General features: G+C 31.4%; 20 protein-coding genes. 13 read left to right on the top strand and 7 right to left on the bottom strand.

All coding sequences use genetic code 11. The features are described from left to right. Nucleotides 1-99: 99 nt before the first annotated feature. The 8 genes from atpD (at nucleotide 100) to WHD54_RS05915 (ending at nucleotide 6,581) form a co-directional block, all read left to right on the top strand. Nucleotides 100-1,611: a F0F1 ATP synthase subunit beta gene (atpD, locus tag WHD54_RS05950; RefSeq protein WP_088324321.1), complete on the top strand. Its 1,512-nt coding sequence runs from the start codon at nucleotides 100-102 to the stop codon at nucleotides 1,609-1,611. 69 nt (nucleotides 1,612-1,680) lie between these two features. Beyond that, on the top strand, nucleotides 1,681-1,974 hold the full coding sequence (locus WHD54_RS05945) for a F0F1 ATP synthase subunit epsilon (RefSeq protein ID WP_088324322.1): 294 nt from the start codon (nucleotides 1,681-1,683) through the stop codon (nucleotides 1,972-1,974). Between the two features lie 289 nt (nucleotides 1,975-2,263). After that, nucleotides 2,264-2,890, top strand: a complete 627-nt coding sequence (locus WHD54_RS05940; protein WP_143744265.1) for a hypothetical protein — start codon at nucleotides 2,264-2,266, stop codon at nucleotides 2,888-2,890. Between the two features lie 11 nt (nucleotides 2,891-2,901). Further along, entirely contained in the window at nucleotides 2,902-3,531 is a 630-nt protein-coding gene (locus WHD54_RS05935) for a hypothetical protein (RefSeq protein ID WP_088324324.1), read from the top strand. Next, complete coding sequence (locus tag WHD54_RS05930) at nucleotides 3,507-4,259, top strand: sensor histidine kinase (RefSeq protein WP_088324325.1); 753 nt, start codon at nucleotides 3,507-3,509, stop codon at nucleotides 4,257-4,259. Before WHD54_RS05935 ends, WHD54_RS05930 begins: the two co-directional genes overlap by 25 nt. Next, a complete protein-coding gene (locus WHD54_RS05925) occupies nucleotides 4,256-4,900 on the top strand; it encodes a response regulator transcription factor (protein ID WP_088324326.1) in 645 nt (214 codons plus the stop codon). The genes WHD54_RS05930 and WHD54_RS05925 overlap by 4 nt, the downstream gene beginning before the upstream one ends. Before the next feature lie 20 nt (nucleotides 4,901-4,920). After that, a complete protein-coding gene (gene rbfA / locus WHD54_RS05920) occupies nucleotides 4,921-5,316 on the top strand; it encodes a 30S ribosome-binding factor RbfA (RefSeq protein ID WP_088324327.1) in 396 nt (131 codons plus the stop codon). 62 nt (nucleotides 5,317-5,378) lie between these two features. Continuing rightward, nucleotides 5,379-6,581, top strand: coding sequence for an ABC transporter permease (locus WHD54_RS05915; RefSeq protein ID WP_088324328.1), 1,203 nt, complete (start codon nucleotides 5,379-5,381; stop codon nucleotides 6,579-6,581). Between the two features lie 44 nt (nucleotides 6,582-6,625). Here the strand turns inward: WHD54_RS05915 and dusB are convergent, their stop codons facing one another. From dusB to WHD54_RS05880, 7 genes are all read right to left on the bottom strand, one after another. Beyond that, entirely contained in the window at nucleotides 6,626-7,624 is a 999-nt protein-coding gene (dusB, locus tag WHD54_RS05910) for a tRNA dihydrouridine synthase DusB (RefSeq protein ID WP_088324329.1), read from the bottom strand. 6 nt (nucleotides 7,625-7,630) lie between these two features. Further along, on the bottom strand, nucleotides 7,631-7,975 hold the full coding sequence (locus tag WHD54_RS05905) for a DUF4345 domain-containing protein (protein WP_262502731.1): 345 nt from the start codon (nucleotides 7,973-7,975) through the stop codon (nucleotides 7,631-7,633). A gap of 64 nt (nucleotides 7,976-8,039) precedes the next feature. After that, nucleotides 8,040-8,906 carry a DUF5777 family beta-barrel protein gene (locus tag WHD54_RS05900; RefSeq protein ID WP_088324331.1) on the bottom strand — a complete coding sequence of 289 codons (867 nt, stop codon included), beginning with the start codon at nucleotides 8,904-8,906 and terminating at the stop codon, nucleotides 8,040-8,042. A 4-nt stretch (nucleotides 8,907-8,910) separates the two neighbouring features. Beyond that, nucleotides 8,911-9,210 (bottom strand): hypothetical protein, encoded by a 300-nt coding sequence (locus tag WHD54_RS05895; protein ID WP_340766446.1) that lies wholly within the window; start codon nucleotides 9,208-9,210, stop codon nucleotides 8,911-8,913. 61 nt (nucleotides 9,211-9,271) lie between these two features. Then, nucleotides 9,272-9,814, bottom strand: a complete 543-nt coding sequence (locus WHD54_RS05890; protein WP_088324333.1) for a YceI family protein — start codon at nucleotides 9,812-9,814, stop codon at nucleotides 9,272-9,274. Nucleotides 9,815-9,820: 6 nt separating this feature from the next. Further along, nucleotides 9,821-10,180 carry a hypothetical protein gene (locus WHD54_RS05885; protein WP_088324334.1) on the bottom strand — a complete coding sequence of 120 codons (360 nt, stop codon included), beginning with the start codon at nucleotides 10,178-10,180 and terminating at the stop codon, nucleotides 9,821-9,823. A gap of 32 nt (nucleotides 10,181-10,212) precedes the next feature. Next, nucleotides 10,213-11,436 (bottom strand): M20/M25/M40 family metallo-hydrolase, encoded by a 1,224-nt coding sequence (locus tag WHD54_RS05880; RefSeq protein ID WP_088324335.1) that lies wholly within the window; start codon nucleotides 11,434-11,436, stop codon nucleotides 10,213-10,215. Nucleotides 11,437-11,481: 45 nt separating this feature from the next. Here WHD54_RS05880 and WHD54_RS05875 point away from each other — a divergent pair, with 45 nt between their 5' ends. The 5 genes from WHD54_RS05875 to WHD54_RS05855 all read left to right on the top strand — a co-directional run bounded on the left by WHD54_RS05875 (nucleotide 11,482) and on the right by WHD54_RS05855 (nucleotide 18,201). Beyond that, the gene (locus tag WHD54_RS05875; protein ID WP_088324336.1) at nucleotides 11,482-12,579 is read left to right on the top strand and encodes a TolB family protein; all 1,098 of its coding nucleotides are present in this window, start codon (nucleotides 11,482-11,484) and stop codon (nucleotides 12,577-12,579) included. Between the two features lie 667 nt (nucleotides 12,580-13,246). After that, on the top strand, nucleotides 13,247-15,043 hold the full coding sequence (gene lepA, locus WHD54_RS05870) for a translation elongation factor 4 (RefSeq protein WP_088323915.1): 1,797 nt from the start codon (nucleotides 13,247-13,249) through the stop codon (nucleotides 15,041-15,043). 180 nt (nucleotides 15,044-15,223) lie between these two features. Further along, nucleotides 15,224-16,609, top strand: coding sequence for a helix-turn-helix transcriptional regulator (locus tag WHD54_RS05865; protein ID WP_088323916.1), 1,386 nt, complete (start codon nucleotides 15,224-15,226; stop codon nucleotides 16,607-16,609). 298 nt (nucleotides 16,610-16,907) lie between these two features. Next, on the top strand, nucleotides 16,908-17,384 hold the full coding sequence (locus WHD54_RS05860) for a T9SS type A sorting domain-containing protein (RefSeq protein ID WP_088323917.1): 477 nt from the start codon (nucleotides 16,908-16,910) through the stop codon (nucleotides 17,382-17,384). A 13-nt stretch (nucleotides 17,385-17,397) separates the two neighbouring features. Next, a complete protein-coding gene (locus tag WHD54_RS05855) occupies nucleotides 17,398-18,201 on the top strand; it encodes a hypothetical protein (protein WP_088323918.1) in 804 nt (267 codons plus the stop codon). Nucleotides 18,202-18,217: the final 16 nt, after the last annotated feature.

Here is an 18,217-nt window from a genome sequence, read left to right as displayed (position 1 = left end):
AAAAAACTTTTTTATTTTCAATCAAAAGAATTATCTTTGCACCCTGAAAATGAGATGTAACGTCTCTTACATATAAATTTAAATTATAATTAGATACAGATGTCTACAACCAAAGGAAAAGTTTCTCAAATTATTGGCCCAGTTATTGACGTTGAATTCAATACTGAAAATAGTGAGTTACCTAAAATTTATGATTCATTAGAAATTAAAAAAGCAGATGGATCAATTTTAGTATTAGAGGTTCAACAACATATTGGAGAAGATACCGTTAGAACCATTTCTATGGATGCAACTGATGGTTTAAGCAGAGGCGTAGAGGTAACCGCAACCGGAAATCCTATTCAAATGCCAATTGGAAATGATATTTACGGACGTTTATTTAACGTAACAGGAGAAGCTATTGATGGTTTAGGTAATTTGCCAAAAGAAGGAAAAGACGGATTGTCAATTCATCGTGCTGCACCTAAATTTGAAGATTTATCTGTTTCTACCGAAGTTTTATTTACAGGTATTAAAGTAATCGATTTAATTGAACCGTATGCAAAAGGAGGTAAAATTGGTTTGTTCGGTGGAGCTGGAGTAGGTAAAACGGTATTAATTCAGGAATTAATTAACAATATTGCGAAAGGTCACGGAGGTTTATCTGTATTTGCAGGAGTAGGTGAAAGAACTCGTGAAGGAAACGATTTGCTTAGAGAAATGTTAGAATCTGGAATTATAAAATACGGAGACGATTTTATGCATTCTATGGAAGAAGGAGGATGGGATTTATCTAAAGTAGATAAACCTGGTATGAGAGATTCTAAGGCAACTTTTGTTTTCGGTCAAATGAATGAGCCACCAGGAGCACGTGCTCGAGTTGCTTTATCTGGTTTAACAATAGCAGAATATTTTAGAGATGGCGCTGGAGATGGTCAAGGAAAAGATGTACTTTTCTTTGTAGACAACATATTCCGTTTTACACAAGCCGGTTCTGAGGTATCTGCACTTTTAGGACGTATGCCATCTGCAGTAGGTTATCAACCTACTTTAGCTACCGAAATGGGGGCTATGCAAGAGCGTATTACCTCTACTAAAAAAGGTTCTATTACATCGGTTCAGGCCGTTTATGTACCTGCAGATGATTTAACAGATCCAGCACCAGCAACTACCTTTGCTCACCTAGATGCTACTACCGTATTATCTCGTAAAATTGCAGAATTAGGTATTTATCCAGCAGTAGATCCATTAGATTCTACTTCAAGAATTTTAACAGCAGATATTTTAGGAGACGAGCATTATAATTGTGCACAAAGAGTAAAAGAAATTTTACAGAGATATAAAGAGTTACAAGATATTATTGCCATTTTAGGAATGGAAGAATTATCTGAAGAAGATAAATTAGTAGTACATAGAGCTAGACGTGTACAACGTTTCTTATCTCAACCGTTTCACGTTGCAGAACAATTTACGGGTATTCCAGGAGTTTTAGTAGATATTAAAGACACTATTAAAGGATTTAATATGATTATGGATGGAGAGTTAGATAAGTATCCAGAAGCTGCTTTTAACTTAAGAGGTTCTATTCAAGACGCTATAGACGCAGGAGAGAAAATGTTGTCTGAAGCATAAACCGCTTATTTGTTGTTTAACAAATACAGCAAAACTAATTAAGTGTAAAAGCTACAAAAATAATTATAGATGTATTTAGAAATTGTAACACCAGAAGCTATTTTATTTTCCTCGGAAGTTGATTTATTTTCGGCACCTGGAACAGACGGAGAGTTTCAAATATTAAACAATCACGCTCCTATAGTTTCTATTCTTAAAGAAGGTGAAATAAAAATACATATTCACACCCAAGATCATTTAGTTTTAGATGATTTGCACGGAAAACTGACTGCACATGCAGATGATGACAAAGTGTTAACATTGGCCATTAATTCCGGAACTTTAGAGTTGAATGATAATAAAGCCATTATTTTAGCAGATTAATCTAGTATGTAAAATAAATTTTAAAACCTCAAAACAATCAAGTTTTGAGGTTTTTTTTATTTCTTAAAACAATTTTCCCAGTAACTTTTTCTTTGTACAAAATTGTAAATTTATGTACAATAATTTGCAAGTGTTTTACTCTCTTTAATTCAGGAAAAATCCTGTATTTTAATAAATTGATTTATAGTAACTTTCTGATAATCAATATATTTTAAATATTTTTTGCTTATTATACAACTATATTGTAAAAAATTGTAATTTGTTGTTTATTAACCCTAATATGTTTTTTATGAAAGTAACAAGCAATTACATAATTTTATGTATAGTATCTCTTATTTTATGTTTTAGTTGTAAAACTGAAACTACTCAAGAAAAATCAACCTCTGTTGTATTAAAAGAAAACAATACAAGACCAGCAATTGCCATAACATACAAAGAGATGGCAGCTATGTTTCATCAATATGATGTTGGTCAAAAGCCTGTTTTAGACGCTTACCGTAAAAATTTTAGTGGTATTGAAGACGACATCGAAACAGTTTCTAATTTTTTCGATTTAGCACAGTTAAAGCAATACATTGCATACCTAGAGAAATTATCTGAAGATAAGCAAATTCCACTTACAGGAATACGTATTTTTTCTGCTGCTTACCCGAAAGACTATTCAGATAAAGAAACCAATGGAAGACAAACATTAATTTTAATGCCTACAACAAATATTGGAGACTCTTTAAATGTTGCTTATGAACCGTTATATTCTGGTGTAAAACAGCCCATACCATTTACTAAATTTTTAGACAAATTTAGTAGTAAAAACTCTAAAATGGTAAATAGAGCTTCTTTTTTACCTCTTTTTAATATGCAAGACGACTTAGAAAGTTCAGGTGCTAATAGAGCACAAATGAGACCTCCGTTTTAATACGAATAATTATGGTGCATTTAAATAACCTTAGTTATGTTTTAGAATTTATAGCTTTTGTAGTAGCAATTATATATTATAAGAAGTTTAAAGCATCATATTATCGTTATTTTATAGCCTATCTTTTTGTAGCGCTCATAATTGAAAGCTTCGGTGAGATTGCAAAAATTTATAGATTTTCTTCTACCGAAGCTTACAATATTTATACATTTTTTGAGTACAATATTGTAGGGCTTATTTATTATAAATTAACTAGAGAGTCTTTTTCTCATTCTTGGATTAAAACACTATTAGTAGTTTTTAACAGTATCTATATTACTAGTTTTTTTTATACAGAGCTTCAAAATTATACGGTGTTAATTGGTGCAGTGGTAGTAAGTTCATTTATGATTTTATTTTTGACAGAACTTTTAAAATCAGAAAAAATAATTCGTTTTAACAAAGAGTTACCATTCTGGATTACCGTCAGTTTTTTAATGTATTATTTAACCACAATACCTTACTACACGGTGTTTTTTATTATTACAATTGCCTCACGGTCAGAGAGTGAATCTTTGATAATCTTACACGATGTAATTTTAATTTTAGTTCAAATTTGTTTTATTAGCGGTTTATTATGGAGTACAAAACAGAGGCATTAGTTGCTTTATCAGCAACATTAATCATAATTTTTATTACTATAGCTCTAATCATTTTATTTAGTGTTTTTCAAAAAAGAAAAAACCTCTTACTTCAACAAAAAAAAGAGGATAAGAAAAAATTTGAAAAAGAAATTGCAGAAACTCAAATAGAAATTAGAGAAGAAACATTAAGAAACATTAGTTGGGAATTACACGATAATATTGGGCAGCTTTTAACATTGGCAAAAATTCAGTTACAAAATGCTACGCCAAACAACCTACATGAAGTATCAGAAACTATTACAAAAGGTCTTACAGAAGTTCGTTCTTTATCTAAATTAATAAACCCAGAGGCAATAAAAAACATCGATTTAATGGAAGCCATTGAGTTAGAAATTGACCGCTTTAATAGAATGAATTTTTTAAAAGCTTCATTGCAAGTTTCTGGTGAAAAACAAAAGATTAATAAAAAATCTAGCATTATTATTTTTAGAATTTTGCAAGAATTTTTTTCGAATACAATAAAACATTCCAAAGCTAAAAAGCTCGATATAAAAGTATTATTTGATAAAAATGTATTAGACATAACTGTTTCAGATGATGGTATCGGCTTTATCCCTGTAAATAATAAGAATTCTGGTATTGGAATAGAAAACATTAAAACGAGAGCAAAGTTAATTGGTGCAAAGGCTATTTTTAAGTCGGAATTAAACCAAGGAACCTCGCTAAATATAACATACAAATTATGATTAAATATTCTGTAGTAATTGTAGACGATCATACCTTATTATCTCAAGCAATAGCAGGTATGGTAAACACTTTTCCGAAATTTAAAGTTTTATATACTTGTAAAAACGGTCAAGAAGTGATAGATAAGTTTTCGGCATCTCCTAAAAATGTTCCAGATTTGGTACTGATGGATATCAATATGCCTATAATGAACGGTATTGAAACAACTAGTTGGATTACCGAGAACCATGAAACTGTAAATGTAATGGCACTTTCTGTAGAAGATGAAGATACTACCATTTTAAAAATGCTAAAAGTGGGTGCTATCGGATACCTTTTAAAAGATACAGAAAAGCATGTATTAGAAAAAGCATTAACAGAAATTGTAGAAAATGGTTTTTATCATACTAAAAATGTAACAAACTTACTTATGAAATCTGTTTCAGGAGAAAACAATAATGAAATTGTTTTTAAAGACAGAGAAATAAAATTTATGCGTTTGTCATGTTCTGAATTAACCTACAAAGAAATTGCCGATAAAATGTGTTTAAGTCCGAAAACTATTGATGGATATCGAGATGTTTTGTTTACAAAGTTGAATGTAAAAAACCGGGTTGGTATGGTAATGTATGCGATAAAAAATAAGATTTATACTCCATAAAAAATGTGTAAATTTGCATTATGGAAGAAACAAACAGACAGCGTAAAATAGCAGGTGTTTTACAAAAAGATTTGGTAGATGTTTTGCAAAAAGCTGCACAAGACGGTATGAAAGGAGTAATTATCTCTGTTTCTAAGGTTCATGTTACTGCAGATTTGGGCGTTGCAAAAGTTTATTTGAGTATTTTTCCATCAGAAAAAAGAGAAGAAATTATAAAAGGAGTAGTTTCTAATACGCCGTTAATTAGACATGAAATGGCAAAAAGAACGCGTAATCAGCTAAGAAGAATGCCAGAATTATTGTTTTTTGGTGATGATACTTTAGATTATATAGAAGAAATTGACAAATCTTTAAAAGGAGAAGATGCAAATCCTATAAAAAACCCAGAAGTATTACCAAAAAGGCAAAAAAAATAATAATATACCAATTTTAAGTAAAACGATAATAGTATTTTTAATGTGAGTCAAAAAATAAGCATTTGAGTTTTCCTTTTTACATAGCCAAAAGATACTTATTTACAAAAACCAGTAATAATGCTGTTAATATTATTACTATGATAGCCTCTTTTGGCGTAATAGTTAGTTCATTAGCTTTATTTATTATTCTCTCTGGTTTTTCTGGTTTGCGAACTTTTAGTTACAGTTTGTTAGAAGTCTCCGACCCTGATGTGAAAATAACAGCAGTTAAAGGAAAATCTTTTCTTGTAACCGATAGTATTCAGCAATTAATTTTAAGCTTACCAGAAATTAAAGCAGCTTCACATGTAATTGAAGAACGAGTTTTTTTAGAATACAATTCTAAAAATGAAATTAGTTACATAAAAGGAGTTCAAAATAATTATCCACTTATTACAGCAATAGACAGTTCTTTAGAGCAAGGCAGTTGGTTGCAAACAGATTTTAAAAATACAGCAGTTATTGGTGGTCAAATATCTAATAAATTATCATTAGGAACTTTAAATTTTGGAACCCCTTTAAAAATTATGGTTCCTAAGGCAGGAAAAGGTTTTATAAACCCTAGAAATCCCTTTCGAAAAATAGAAGTTCAAATAGTAGGAGTATATTCTGGTACAGAAGAATTTGCAAGTAAATTTGTTTTTACAGAGATACAAGATGCCAGAAAATTATTAGATTACAAAGAGAATGAAGTAACGGGCATCGAAATAAGTGTGCATAATTATTTAGAGGCACCAACCGTGGTAAATAAACTAACCGAAAAGTTGGGTATTAACTTTAAGATACAAACAAAAGAGCAGCTAAATGAGGTTTTCTACAAAGTTATAAATACAGAAAACGTTGTTTCTTATTTAATTTTTACACTCATTGTAATTATCGCTTTATTTAATGTAATAGGAGCTATTATTATGATGATAATAGACAAAAAAGATAACTTAAAGACACTTTATAATTTAGGACTTACTGTTACAGAGCTGAAAAAAATATTTGTTTTTCAGGGATTTTTACTTACATTTTTTGGAATGTGTGTAGGCGTATTTTTGGGTGTATTATTAGTTTTCCTTCAACAACAGTTTGCATTTTTTATGATTGTTCCAGAATTGGCATATCCAGTAGAATTCCGTTTTATAAATTTTGTAGTTGTTATTTTTACGCTTACAATATTGGGCTTTATAGCAGCAAAAATTGCCAGCAGTCGAATTACAAAAGAATTTATAGAAAAATAGCAACTATACGCTAGCTAGTATAAATACCATTATAGTGGGAAAAATTAAATTTGAGGAATAATCATATTTCCAAAAGTATTTACAACTTCATTAAATGTATCAAAAACATCTTTTGGGTCGTCTGAAGTTACCATTTTAGTTCTGTATTCTTTAAAATGCGGAATTCCTTTAAAATAATTGGTATAATGCCTTCTTGTTTCTACAACCCCCAAACGTTCTCCTTTCCAATCTATTGCCATTTGTAAGTGCCTTCTAGCTACTGCTGTTCTCTCTGCAATTGTTGGTTTATCTAAATGTTTGCCAGTTTTAAAATAATGCTTTACTTCATTAAAAAACCAAGGATAACCAATAGCAGCTCTACCAATCATAGCGCCATCTAAACCAAATTCATCTCTCATTTTCATGGCTTTTTCAGGAGTTGTAATATCCCCATTTCCGAAGACAGGAATATGCATTCTTTGGTTATTTTTTACTGCTGCAATTGGGTGCCAATCGGCTTCACCTTTATACATTTGTGCTCTTGTTCTACCATGAATAGAAATGGCTTTACAACCAACATCCTGCAAACGTTCTGCAACTTCTACAATTTTTATAGAATCATGATCCCAACCTAAACGAGTTTTAACGGTTATTGGTAAGTTTGTTCTTTTTACCATGGCTTCTGTTAAAGAAACCATTAAATCGATATCTTTTAAAATTCCTGCACCTGCTCCTTTAGAAACAACTTTTTTTACCGGACAGCCAAAATTAATATCTATAATATCAGGGTTTGATTTTTCTACAATATCTACTGTTTGTAGCATAGACTCTAAATTTGCACCAAAAATTTGAATGCCCACAGGTCTTTCTTTTTCATAAATATCTAACTTCATAACACTTTTTGCAGCATCACGAATTAACCCTTCAGAAGAAATAAATTCGGTGTAAACAACATCCGCACCGTTTTCCTTGCATAATGCTCTAAAAGGTGGGTCGGAAACATCTTCCATAGGAGCTAGTAATAGCGGAAAATCTGGAAGTTCTATAGGGCCTATTTTTACCAAAATTGTTTATTTTTCTGCAAAATTAGTGTTTTTATTTTTTAAAACCCAAAGTCCGTAAAAACCTAAAAATAACTCTGCAAAAGTGCCAAATTGATATCCGAAAGTTGGTGTGCCATCTAGAAAGTAACTTAAAACCCTTCCCAAACCTAGGCCAAACATAAAAATAATATGGGAAATCAATGCCGATTTTAAATAGTTATTCTTGAAAATTCCGAGCGTCCATTGTATCGAAAATCCTATGTATAAACCCATAATTGCTTTAAAAAAATTATGTTCGTCTGTTGTTTGAAGCTGAATGTTAAAGTTTAAAGAAGGATTAAATCCATAAACAAAAGAAACGGGTACAACAATTCCTATTGAAACAATTTAGCAAGTTTTTATAAATGTTAGTGAGTTATTTTTATGAAATTAAGATTTAAAAAACTCTTACAATATTAAATCCAAAGAATATTACACCGTTATTCCAATCGCCTTCTGCTTGGCTCAAAAATCCAGGTTCATTGGTAGATTGAGCATTTGAAAAAAGTAACTGAAAAACATGTCCACCAGTTTCTAAATCCATTCCAATTGTTAAAGGATTTTTATAAATTGAGTTTTCATCTCTATTGAAATTATATGCATAATCCATATTCATACTCACACGCTTACTCAACTTATATCGACCACCTAAACCCATTGCAAATTGATTATGATTTCTAGCACCAACAAGGTTTAAGTCTTGTAAATTTTGCCTGATATAGCTAGGTGCTATTAATAAAGACAAATTATCAGTAACCCTTTTTGACGCCAAAATTTGTGCAGCATAACTCATTCTATCACCAAATTTCAAATTTGGAAATATGTCTTCATTTAATTCTGCATTTATATTTGCAGTTCCATAAAAAGCTAAATTAACAGGAAATTTGGTTGACTGTTTTATTAGTCGAATTTTAACAGCTGAGGCATAAGTTTGTCTTAATGATTCTCTACTTACACTAAATTGAACACCATCCCAAAAACTATAAAGTAGTTGAATATTTGTATTTGCATTGTCTAAACCAAAAAGTGTTTCAAAACCATCTTTAACAGAGCCAAATCTGTGTGAAACATATAAATAAAGGTCTCCTTTTTCGGCAATTTTAGTTGATTGTAAATTTCCAATTTTCATTGCTTTAAATGCTGGAAGTTCAAAGACTACTTCTTTATTAGAAAATTCATTTAATTCGTCCAATAATTTGTCTTGTGCTTTTAATATAAAAACAGAAAAAACAGCTATTGTGAGAAAAAGATTCTTTTTGTTCATAATTTTAATTTTGAAAAATACATTTATCCAACTTTACTTCTGCCATTAAGTCGTCGTAACCAATAAAACGACCTTTAATTTTTATTATCTTATTAAGAGGAACAGTTTTTTCTGATTTTTCATATTGACAGAAAATTAGATTATTAAGTGTTAAGCTTTTATTGTTTGCATGGGTTACATTTCCTTCCACTACAATAATTTTATTTGTCCATAAAAGTGGATTTTCCTTTACTTTATTTATAAATTCATTAGCATTTCCACTAAAATCTGTTTCGCTATTTTCTGTGGTTTTTGTCGATTTCATAATGTAATTATATGAAGAATATCCGGTTATTAGAATTACAATAAATATGAGTGTAGCTATTTTATTTTTTTTCGACCAATTCATAATTTAAGGAAACATTTATTTTTTCGGCTATTTTTTTTCTCACGATACTGGGAATTGCAATTTCAAAATCTTTTGGTAATATTGTAAATTCTGAAGTGAGTGAGATTTTCCCATTGTAGAAAAAAACATCAGCTACAGTAGAAATATCTTTTTCTATGCCTTTAATTGTAAGAGTTCCCAAAAGTTGGTAACTAGTTTTTTTATTGATTTCTGGAAAATTAAAATCTTTTAATTTTCCTTTAAAAAATGATTTAGGATATTTATTTGCATCCATATAATTTTCATTGAAATGCTCTTGCATTAAAGCAATTTTGAAATCAAATGCAGTTATAAAAAGTTGAGCAGCAATTTCTCCAGAAGATGATTTTAATAATACAGTTGTACTATTATTTATCGCTTCTACAGGTACAAAAGCTTTTACTGATGCAGAGAAATTAGTTTCACCTGTTCTTGTAAAATATGTTTGTGAGATTACTGAAAAATTTATAAGTAGGAATGATATTAAAATCACTTTTTTCATAGTAGACTACTTTTCTAAGAATCCGTCTTCTTTCCATTTATCTATTACAGCCCTTGTTTGGGCTGGTAAAAGACCACTTTTTGGCATTGGAGCAGTTATACTGTTCATTCTTGAAATTAAACTCCCTCTTTCAGCAGAATTTTTTACTTGGGTATAATTTATAAGAGGAAGAAAACCAGCTTGACCACCAGAAATATGACATGATATACAATTATTATCAATAATTGTTTTTACATTTTTGTTGTATGTAACCAAAGTTGAAATTGGATTAACGGGTTCCTCTAAAGGGCTTTCTGAAGTCGTACAATTAATAATGAATATTGAAATAAAACTGATTGTGAATAGTTTAATTAATGATAGTTTCATGATTAAGTTTTCTATCAAAGATAATGTTTTTTTTAAAATTGAATTATTTTTTCAATTTCTTCATTTCCTCTTTTTACAACAGCTTTTGTAGTGTTTCCCTTTTCAAAAACCGATAATGCACGCATGTAACTCATCATATCTGTAACTAAACTATCGCCTAATTGAAGTACAATATCTCCTTTTTTAAGACCTGCTTTTTGTGCAGGCTTATCTTCAGAAATCCCATCTATGCGCATTCCTTTTCCATCAAACATATAATCTGGAATCACTCCCAAACCTACCTTAAAACGTGGAGATTCTTCGCTTTCATTTTTAGTTTTTCTAAAAGCCAATTTGCCATTATCATCTAAGTCTGTAATAATATTATAAATATAATTACTAATGGTTTCCATGCCTTTATAATTTAATTTTTCAGAATCGTCTGTAGGTTTATGGTAGTCTTCATGCTGCCCAGTAAAAAAATGTAAAACAGGTATATCTGCTAAATAAAAGCTGGTATGGTCGCTTGGACCAACTCCAGATTCTTGCTCAATTAACTTAAATTTTTCGTTGTGAGATTTTAAAACCTGTTTAAAAATTGGTGAAGTTCCAGTACCATAAACAGCAAGTGTACTATCTTTTTTTAACCTACCAACCATATCCATATTTATCATATAAGAAATATTCTTTGTGTTTATAGTTGGGTTTTTAACAAAATAATTAGATCCCAACAAACCCATTTCTTCTCCAGAAAAAGCAATAAATAAATAATTATTATTCGTGTTTTTTTCTTTCAATTTTTCGGCTAAATTTAACATTACCGCTACACCAGATGCGTTATCATCTGCACCATTATGAACCGCTTTAATGGTATCTCTATATAAAGAACCTTCGCCACCATAGCCTAAATGATCGAAGTGAGCGCCAATTACAATAGTATTTTTAGCATTATTGTTTAAAAAACCAACTACATTATTTCCGGTAATAGTTCCATCTCCATTTACATCAAATTGCACTTCGTCATGCGGATTTGTTTTAGGTTTAAAACTAAACGCCTGTAAGTATTTTGAGGTCCCTTTTGGCTGCAAGCCTATTTTCTTATAACGTTTTGCAATATATTCTGCGGCTTTTTTTTCGCCATCAGTACCTGTTTGTCTTCCTTCTAATTCGTCAGAAGCCAAAAAGGAAACATCAGCTTTAATTTGATTTTTAGGTTTTTTTTCTGATGTACACGATACTAGAAAAGATAAAAAGATTACAAATACAAGGTTTCTCATGATGATAAATATTATTTTTGCGAAGTTAATTAATAAAATAGAAAAATGAGAATTGTTTATTTATTGGTGTTTGCAGTTTTTTTTACTGCTTGTAAAAATGATAAGAAAACATCTAATACGACATCAGAAGAAAAAAAGAGTACTAAAAATGGATTGATATACCCAGAGGAAGTTCATTTTAAAAGTCTCAAACAGATAACTTTCGGCGGAGATAATGCAGAGGCATATTGGAGTTTTGATGATAAGCAACTGGTATTTCAATCTAACTACAAAAAATGGAATGTTGGTTGTGATCAGATGTTTTTAATGAATGCCAATGAAGATTTTAAAAACAGCGTACCTCCTATGATTTCTACTGGTAAAGGAAGAACCACATGTGCTTATTTTTTACCAGATAACAAACACATTATTTATGCCTCTACACATTTAGTAGATGAAAACTGCCCCGAAGTTCCTTTGCGTAAAAATGGTAAATATATATGGCCAGTTTATGACAGTTTCGACATTTTTGTAGCAGATTTGCAGGGCAATATTGTAAAGCAATTAACTCATGAAAAAGGATATGATGCAGAACCTACGGTTTCTCCTAAAGGCGATAAAATTGTGTTTACATCTACAAGAAGTGGCGATTTAGAATTGTACACAATGAATATTGATGGGACAGATGTACAACAAATAACCAATGAATTGGGTTATGACGGAGGAGCATTTTTCTCGCCAGATGGCTCTAAAATTATTTTTCGTTCCTCAAGACCAAAAACTCCAGAAGAAATAAAAGCATACAAAGATTTATTGGCAGAAGGTTTAGTAGAGCCAACAGAAATGGAGCTGTATATTTGTAATGCTGATGGTTCGGAATTGCGACAATTAACAGATTTAGGAAATGCCAATTGGAGTCCGTTTTTTCATCCATCAGGAAAAAAAGTACTATTTTCTTCAAATTTTGAGGCCGAAAGAGGCTTCCCTTTTAATTTATATATGATAGATATTGATGGTAAAAATTTAAAGAGAGTTACACACGGAGAAACGTTCGATGCTTTTCCGGTATTTTCTAATGATGGTAAAAAACTTGTATTCTCCTCAAATAGAAATAACGGAGGTGGTAGAGATACCAACTTGTTTATTGCAGAATGGCAGGACTAACAGGCCAGGCAATCTGAAATAACAACCAAGAGATACCAACTTGTTTATTGCAGAATGGCAGGACTAACAGGCCAGGCAATCTGAAATAACAACCAAGAGATACCAACTTGTTTATTGCAGAATGGCAGGACTAACAGGCCAGGCAATCTGAAATAACAACCAAGAGATACCAACTTGTTTATTGCAGAATGGCAGGACTAACAGGCCAGGCAATCTGAAATAACAACCAAGAGATACCAACTTGTTTATTGCAGAATGGCAGGACTAACAGGCCAGGCAATCTGAAATAACAACCAAGAGATACCAACTTGTTTATTGCAGAATGGCAGGACTAACAGGCCAGGCAATCTGAAATAACAACCAAGAGATACCAACTTGTTTATTGCAGAATGGCAGGACTAACAGGCCAGGCAATCTGAAATAACAACCAAGAGATACCAACCTGTTTATTGCAGAATGGCAGGACTAACAGGTTAGAATACTTTATAAAAAAAGACTTTACAGAATTTGTAAAGTCTTTTTGATTTAAAATATCTACGGATTGTATTTAAGAGTAATATTTAACTAAAAATCAATAAATAATTACCATTTAGATGCAAAAAAAGTAGCTTGCAGTAGTAAGTAAATAACGTATCTTTGCTAATTGAAAGTAGTTAGAAAACGACGTATGAAGAACATTAGAAATTTTTGCATTATCGCACATATCGATCATGGAAAAAGTACTTTAGCAGATAGATTGTTAGATTATACAGGTTCTGTAACCGATCGAGAAAAAAAAGATCAGTTATTAGATAATATGGATTTAGAACGAGAACGTGGAATTACCATTAAGTCTCATGCAATTCAAATGGACTATGTTTACAACGGAGAACCTTTTATTTTGAATTTAATTGATACACCTGGTCACGTAGATTTTTCGTACGAAGTGTCTCGTTCTATTGCAGCCTGTGAAGGTGCTTTGTTAATTGTAGACGCTGCGCAAAGTATACAAGCCCAGACAATTTCTAACCTATATTTGGCTCTAGAAAATGATTTAGAGATTATTCCTGTTTTAAATAAGGTAGATTTACCCTCTGCAAATCCAGAGGAAGTAACCGACGATATTGTAGATTTATTAGGTTGTGATCCAGAAGAGGTAATTCACGCTAGTGGAAAAACAGGCTTTGGGGTTGATCTTATTTTAAAAGCTATTATCGAAAGGATTCCTGCGCCAAAAGGAAATCCAGAAGCTCCTTTACAAGCATTAATTTTCGATTCTGTTTACAATTCTTACCGAGGAATAGAAACTTATTTTAGGGTATTAAACGGTTCTATTAAAAAAGGGCAGCGTATAAAATTTATGGCTACTAACAAAGAGTATTTTGCCGATGAAGTAGGTACTTTAAAGTTAGAACAGGTTGTAAAAAAAGAAGTTAAAACTGGCGATGTTGGTTACTTAATTACTGGAATAAAAACTGCTAAAGAGGTAAAAGTTGGAGATACCATAACAGATGCTGTAAACCCAACTCAAGAAATAATAGACGGTTTTGAAGATGTAAAGCCAATGGTATTTGCTGGTATTTATCCTGTAGATACCGAAGATTACGAAGAACTGCGTTATTCCATGGAAAAACTTCAGTTAAATGATGCCTCGTTGGTTTTTATACCAGAAAGTTCTGCTGCTTTAGGTTTTGGTTTTCGATGTGGTTTTTTAGGCATGCTGCACATGGAAATTATTCAAGAACGTTTAGAGCGTGAGTTTAATATGACGGTTATTACCACCGTTCCAAACGTATCTTACCATGCGTTTACTAAAAAGAATCCTACAGAAATAGTAATGCTTAACAACCCAACAGATTTACCAGAACCGTCTAAATTAGATAGGGTAGAAGAGCCATTTATTAAAGCTAGTATTATTACAAAGGCAGATTATGTTGGGCAGGTAATGAGCTTGTGTATAGAAAAGCGAGGAGAAATTACCAATCAAACCTACCTAACTACCGAACGAGTAGAGCTAACTTTTGATATGCCTTTGGCAGAAATTGTATTCGATTTTTACGATCGCCTAAAAACAGTATCTAAAGGATATGCCTCTTTTGATTATTCGCCAATTGGTATGCGAGAATCGAAGTTAGTTCGTGTAGATATTTTATTAAACGGCTCTTCTGTAGATGCACTTTCCGCTTTATTACATGCAGACAATGCTTACGCAATTGGGAAGAAGATTGTAGCAAAATTAAAAGAATTACTACCAAGACAACAGTTCGATATTCCTATACAAGCAGCAATTGGTGCTAAAATTATAGCAAGAGAAACTACCAAAGCGTTGCGTAAAGACGTAACTGCAAAATGTTATGGTGGAGATATTTCTAGAAAACGTAAATTATTAGAAAAACAGAAAAAAGGAAAAAAGAGAATGCGCCAGGTTGGTAATGTAGAAATTCCGCAAGAAGCATTTATGGCTGTTTTAAAATTAAACGACTAGCAATACATACTCTAAGTAAGAAATTTTTTAATTTTTTTGAAATACACCTTTTCGTACTCTCGAAAAGGTGTATTTTTTTTAAAAAGTTGCCACAAATAATTGTTTTTCATGCCAATGTAAAAAAAATCAATATTTTTGTTAAAAAAGAAAAGAAGTATACTTATTTATAAATACTCATAAATGAAAAGAATTAAATTGCTATCCCCTATTTTTGGACTATTATTATGTTTAAACTCTGTACTTTTAAGTGCTCAAATTACCACTGTTACACAGCAATTAAAAGATGGAAATACAAGTTATAAAGCAGGTAATTACGCAGAGAGTATTGTTTCATACCAAAAAGCAGTAGAAATAACAGCCCAACTATCCGCTTCATATCCGAAGAAAGATTCGTTGTTATTGTTTTCATTAAAAAAACTCATTACAGTTGCGGGTATTGGCAAAGCCAAAGAGGTGTCTTTTAAGTATTACAATAATTACAAAAAAATTATTTTTAAAGACCTTTGTTTTTCAGATCATATAGCTCTAAAAATTGGTATTATTAATAATTATATCGCTATAAGCCTTTATAACAAGTCGTATAAAGAAGCCATACAAGCATACGAAGAATTTAAAGTAGTTACCGAAAACTGTTCCGGTTTTAGACCAGTAGATTTGGTACAAAGCAGTGCAAATGCTGCAATGGCATACGCCAAAGCAAATAACTTGCCCAAAGCAATAGCCTTACTACCCCAGTTACATTATTTTAAGGATAGTTTGTACAATTGGACTACGGCAGACTATAATAAGGTTTTAGGTTTTGTAAAAGACAATACAAATGAACAACCAGAAGTGGTTGTAGCCCACTATCTTACTGCAGCAAAATTATATTCGGATAATAAAAACTATTCCTATGCCTTAAATTTATACGAAAACGTATTAAAAAACTATAGCAATTATATGACTATGGAAGAGATAAAAAAGGTAGTAAGCGATTCTGAAAAAGTAAGAGACAGTACAAAATATTTTCATAATGATTTGTATCGAAAAATGATGTCTCAATTAGGTAAAATTATGCTCGAGAAAACGAGTGTTACAGAAAAAAACACGCAATTAAAAACCAACCTTTTATACACGATTATAGTAGCCTCGATACTACTTATTTTATTGTTGTTTTATCTATTAAAAAAAGATAAAATGGCAAAAAATTACTATAAACAGCTCTATGAGGTTCAAAAGAAATTAGAAATACAACAACAAAAATTAAAATCAGTAAAAAATAAATTTATAAAATCGAATTATATTCTTCAAACCAATGCTAAACCAGAAATTTCATTAAAATTATTTCAAGAATTAGACAAAGATTTTCCGAATTTAAAATATAATATCCATCAATGGCAGAAAGATTTATCTCATAGAGAAATACAAATTATTTACTGTATCATTTTAGGATTATCTACAAAAGAAAGTGCCGAAGTACTTACGATGACTAGTGGTTCTTTTAGGGTTGCAAAAAATAGGTTTATCAAAAAAGTAGGCTGTAATAGTGCCGAAGCACTTCACGATATTGTTAGAAAATTTTTGTAAAACATTATTTTTCCCGCTACTTTTCCTCGAAAGTTTTCGAAGTTCTTTTTTCAGCTATGCTAACAAAATGCTAACAAAATGCTAACACGTTTTTGTTTGTATAACAACTATTTACCTATCTTTGTGGTAAGATTAATTTACAGATTAGTTTTACAAGTTATTTTTTTCAATCGGTAGCTTTTACAAACTAATGAAGTAAGTTTCATTCCCTAATATTATAATACGCTAGTTTATTGTTTAATAAAACTAACCGGATTCTTTATACAATAGAGAAGTAAAAAATTAATATAAAAAAGGAATGAAATTAATAACAAGCGCCCTATCCTTATTATTTGTCACTGTATGTTTTACAGTACAAGCTCAACAAGCCACCGTTAACTCTGGCGGTATTGCTACCGGAAGTGGTGGTACAATTACCTACTCAGTAGGTATACCCGTGTATTCTTCAATTACTAGTAGTTTAGGGGCTATTACACAAGGTGTGCAGCAGAGCTATATGATAAAAACACTAAGTACAGAACATGTATTGCCAAGCGTTTCTATGGCTGTTTTTCCAAATCCTACTACTAATAATATCACTTTGTCTGTAAACGATGGAAAAATAAACGATTTAAAGTATCAGGTTTATGATATTCAAGGTAAGCGAATTTTTAAAGAAAATATAACTAGTTTAAAAACAACTATCCCTTTTTTTAAGCTTTCCCCATCTGTATATTTTATTAAAATAATACACAAAAATAACATCGTAAAAGCATTTAAAATTATTAAAAATTAACAACCACATACCTATGAAAAAAATTATTTTATGTATAGCGTTAGCTTTATGTAGTCAATTTGGTTTTACCCAAGCTCCAGAAAGCATCAGTTACCAAGCTGTAATACGCAATGCCAACCAAGAGTTGGTTGCAGAAACTACTGTTGGTGTACAAATAAGTATTTTACAAAGTACGGCTACTGGTAATAGTGTATACACAGAAACCCACGCAGCGACTACCAATACCAATGGTTTGTTAAGCATTGCTATTGGTAACGGAACTACTACCGATAATTTTGCAAGCATAGATTGGAGCCAAGGTCCGTATTTTATAAAAACGGAGACCGATTTGGCAGGAGGCAGCAATTACACCATAACAGGTACTAGTCAATTGCTAAGTGTGCCTTTTGCGTTGTATGCTAAAACGGTAGCCTCTGTAAGTACACAAGATGAAGTAAACCTTAGCAATTTATCGGGCACAAATACTGGCGATCAAGATATTTCTGGGATTGCTACAAACGCAGCTGCAATTCTTGTTAATACGAATAGTATTTCAGCTAACAGCACCAAAATTACTGAAGCGAATACCGAAATTACAACAGTAAAAGCAGAGATTTCTACACTAAATACAACTATTACCAACCTACAAGCTACCATAAACAATATGGTGCAAATACCAGCTGGTACCAAAAAAGGCGATTTGCTAACTTGGAATGGCAGTGCTTGGGAGTTGTTGCCCGTTGGAGATAATTCGAGCACACTTTCTGTTAGTGAAGGCGTGCCTAGTTGGTCTAATAGCGGTAATTCTCTTAATAATTTGGTAGCATACGGTTATTAAAGTGTTTATAATGAGT

It is taken from the genome of Polaribacter tangerinus, from assembly GCF_038024095.1.
GTDB lineage: Bacteria > Bacteroidota > Bacteroidia > Flavobacteriales > Flavobacteriaceae > Polaribacter > Polaribacter tangerinus.
The sequence above is the reverse complement of the archived record's forward strand: the minus strand, read 5'-3'. Positions and strand labels throughout refer to the sequence as shown.